Source organism: Pseudomonas sp. PS01297, from assembly GCF_029959305.1.
Lineage (GTDB): Bacteria > Pseudomonadota > Gammaproteobacteria > Pseudomonadales > Pseudomonadaceae > Aquipseudomonas > Aquipseudomonas helleri.
In genome coordinates, this window is sequence record NZ_JASCPQ010000187.1 from 1 (window position 1) to 3,272 (window position 3,272).

At 51.9% G+C, this 3,272-nt stretch carries 5 protein-coding genes and 2 pseudogenes; all 7 read left to right on the plus strand.

What is annotated here, in order from left to right:
* Positions 1–466 (plus strand): polymorphic toxin type 47 domain-containing protein (locus tag QMX84_RS26020; protein ID WP_282365124.1); only part of this gene is annotated, 466 nt, incomplete at its 5' end.
* Positions 450–881, plus strand: a complete 432-nt coding sequence (locus QMX84_RS26025; protein WP_282365125.1) for a DUF6756 family protein — start codon at positions 450–452, stop codon at positions 879–881. The genes QMX84_RS26020 and QMX84_RS26025, both read left to right, overlap by 17 nt.
* 150 nt (positions 882–1,031) lie before the next feature.
* Positions 1,032–1,277: pseudogene (locus QMX84_RS26030) on the plus strand (RHS repeat-associated core domain-containing protein); the annotation flags it as partial.
* Between the two features lie 317 nt (positions 1,278–1,594).
* Positions 1,595–1,975, plus strand: a complete 381-nt coding sequence (locus QMX84_RS26035; protein ID WP_282365126.1) for a DUF2750 domain-containing protein — start codon at positions 1,595–1,597, stop codon at positions 1,973–1,975.
* A gap of 75 nt (positions 1,976–2,050) precedes the next feature.
* A pseudogene (locus QMX84_RS26040) lies at positions 2,051–2,314 on the plus strand (PAAR domain-containing protein).
* A gap of 91 nt (positions 2,315–2,405) precedes the next feature.
* Positions 2,406–2,888 carry a hypothetical protein gene (locus QMX84_RS26045; RefSeq protein WP_282365127.1) on the plus strand — a complete coding sequence of 161 codons (483 nt, stop codon included), beginning with the start codon at positions 2,406–2,408 and terminating at the stop codon, positions 2,886–2,888.
* Positions 2,889–2,959: 71 nt separating this feature from the next.
* Positions 2,960–3,272 (plus strand): RHS domain-containing protein (locus QMX84_RS26050; protein ID WP_282365128.1); only part of this gene is annotated, 313 nt, incomplete at its 3' end.

Below are 3,272 nucleotides of genomic sequence, written 5' to 3' on the forward strand. Positions count from 1 at the left end.
CTATCGGTACTATGATCCGCAGGTCGGGAGGTTTATCAGCAAAGACCCGATCGGGTTTGCGGGTGGGCTGAATGTCTATGCGTATGCGCCGAATCCGGTGGGGTGGGTTGATCCGCTGGGGTTGGCTAAGCTCACTCATGCACCTGACTTTGACACAGCGAGAGTACAGGCACTCAAAAATGCAGGAATGACAAACCCTGAAAATGTAACACTTTCAAAATACGACCCCATAACAGGCACAGTAGTTGAGTTCAAAGGAGAGGGGGGAGCCAAAGTTGCTTACGATGCCCCTCATGCAGACATGGACCCAAAGACCGGACACGATAAACCGCATATTGGCTGGCAAACTTCTGGTAAACGCGGACGATGCGGCTGCGCTAACCGAGGCAATATCACCTATGACGGCCCACAACATCCACATCGCCCCGATAAAAAACAGGAAGACATTTATGAATCAAGAAAATAATACCTCCCTAAAACGTGAAATAAAAGCTGCGCTAATGTCAGCAGGAATAAGCGCCAAAGAAGTGGAAGATAAAGGGCAAGTACTATCAAGAGTAGAAGCTAGCTTTGTCAAAGATAGACCTAGAGCATGGTGGTCATCTTTGACAGTGGCGCCAAAAATATACACTTTCAACGATAACTCAGCTTATCTACACCTAGACGAGGTGGCACCACCGACCACGGGCGACGTTTGGTTAATAGTCGATGAAGATAATGATGAGAAATTTGTATTTAGCCTACCTCTATCAAAGATCAAAAAAATAATTGAAGAATGCCGATATTTTGAGTACTACATCGTAGATAAGAACCTGAAATGGCTACTGGCAGAGAATGATCACGGAGACCTAATTTTTTCCGAAAAAAATCTTACCCCTTAGCCAACGACCCCATTCAATAGAATTGAAAGGGAAAAATCCATTGTAGATTTTAATATCTCTCCACAACAACACCGACCACAGCGGAGTAGTCATCGAACCCATACCCCGCACCAACTTCAACGGCAAATCGATAGCGGGTTGAGTGCGACGTATCAAGCGTGGGGGCTGGCCAAAGAAAAGCGTACCGACAGCGCAATACGCGAAAACATCCGCAACCCGCTGCGCTTTCAAGGGCAGTACTTCGACACCGAAACCGGGCTGCACTACAACCGCTATCGGTACTATGATCCGCAGGTCGGACGGTTTATCAGCAAAGACCCGATCGGGTTTGCGGGTGGGCTGAATGTCTATGCGTATGCGCCGAATCCGGTGGGGTGGGTTGATCCGCTGGGGCTAATGGCAAAGATTACTTGCCCAATTTGCTGTGATGGCTCCCACGGAAGATCAAACAAACAAGAAAGACTTCGGGCACTGGCTGACGACCCAAAACAACCGAGTCATGTCAGAGGCTGGATACGGAATGAACTACGTCATATTGAGACAGGAAATCGGACATCAATTCGACTCCCCAGTAATTCACGAAAATCAAAATCTCCCGGACTCGAACTAGTTCACGGCCATACAACACCGGCCAAAACAGGCCACTGCTATCGCCACTCAGAACCACAGAATGCAGACATACATAAAATTCAGCACAGAATAGGTGGTTACTAATGAACACTCACCCGAACAAGGTTCAAAACGTCATATCACTAACTCAACAAGAACGATATGACTACTTTGTCCGAAAAACAGCAGATTCAATGCACCTATGGGGATTATTCCAAGATGGCTGGGCAATCTCACAAGGGAATTCAATTTCAATCCCATTCTGGCCCGAAGAATGTTTCGCACAAATGTGTGCCACAGCCGAATGGTCGGGGCTAAATGCAAAATGCATTGAAATGGACAAGTTCTTAGAAAACTGGCTCCCAGGAATGGAAAGAGATAATCGAACATGCCTTATATTTCCAACACCTACAGACAAAGGGCTATTGAAGACACCCCAAGCTCTTAAATTCGACCTAAGAAATGAGCTCAGCAAGTATGAATAAGCTCCCCACGTTTGTATTCACTCAGATCAATCCTAGCAGACGTCAATACTCAGTAATCAGACCGAGCACGGTGACATGAAGACAATAGTACGACTCGACGACACCACTAACCACAGTGGATTAGTCATCGAATCCATCCCCCGCACCCGACTCAACGGTAAACCTATGGCGGGAAATGGCAATCTGGTGATGTGCCCCCTTATGTAAAGGCCGCTCCCTATTGTCGACGGCAGCAGCAACTATTCCATCAACGGAGTTCCTGTCGCCTTAGACGGCATGAAGACCGCCTGCGGGGCCAGCTTGATCGCCACAGGCTCTCACGCATCGGTTCATCGCTGACCCTACAATTCATCGTTCTTTAACAGCCCAGTAACATTGGCTCAGCGCTGCCAATGCCGATGGTGTACACACTTACGACCGGCTCGGCCGTTTGCTCAGCGCCACTACCCTGAAGGGCGAAGAAACCTTCGCCTTCGACCCGGCCAGCAACCTGCTCGACCCCACGGCCCCGCGCCGGCCCATCCACCACCCGCCGCCCAAGCTCCTCGACAACCTGCTGCGCGACTACGTCGGCCAGCACTACACCTACGACGCCCGCGGCAACCTGCTTGAACGCCTCGACAACGGCAAAAAAGCCCGCTTCACCTGGGACCTCTACGACCGCCTGACCCGCTACGAAGACGATCGTCTGACCGCCGACTTCGCCTACGACGCACTGGGGAGACGGGTAGCCAAATACTCCAAAGCCCACTGCCAGCCCAGCCCCGGCGCCGGCCCGGCCCGGCGTGGATCGAGCAGCAACAGCGCACACTCAACGCCCAATACGACTGCGGCCAAAACATCTACGGCTGGGACGGCGACACCCTCGCTTATGAAACACGCTACAGCGACAACCCTGGCGAACGACGCCTGATCCACTACTTCTACGAACCGGGCAGCTTCATCCCCGTCGCCCAAACCGTCGAAAACCGCAACCTGTCGCTCGTGCGCGAACCAAGCCATGAAAACGGCTACCACATCGACCGCGACCCGCTGTGGCAACACCAACCCGTGGCGAAACCGTTCAACGCCATGGCCTGGTACCAATGCGACCACCTCGGCACGCCGATGGAACTCACCGACCAACGCGGCGAGATTGCCTGGAGTGCGACGTATCAAGCGTGGGGGCTAGCCAAGGAAAAGCGTACCGACAGCGCAATACGCGAAAACATCCGCAACCCGCTGCGCTTTCAAGGGCAGTACTTCGACACCGAAACCGGGCTGCACTACAACCGCTATCGGTACTATGATCCGCAGG

Excerpts from the sequence above, each read along its gene's own strand:
- QMX84_RS26025 (WP_282365125.1), top strand. The coding sequence starts at position 450 with ATGAATCAAGAAAATAATACCTCCCTAAAACGTGAAATAAAAGCTGCG.
- QMX84_RS26035 (WP_282365126.1), top strand. The coding sequence starts at position 1,595 with ATGAACACTCACCCGAACAAGGTTCAAAACGTCATATCACTAACTCAA.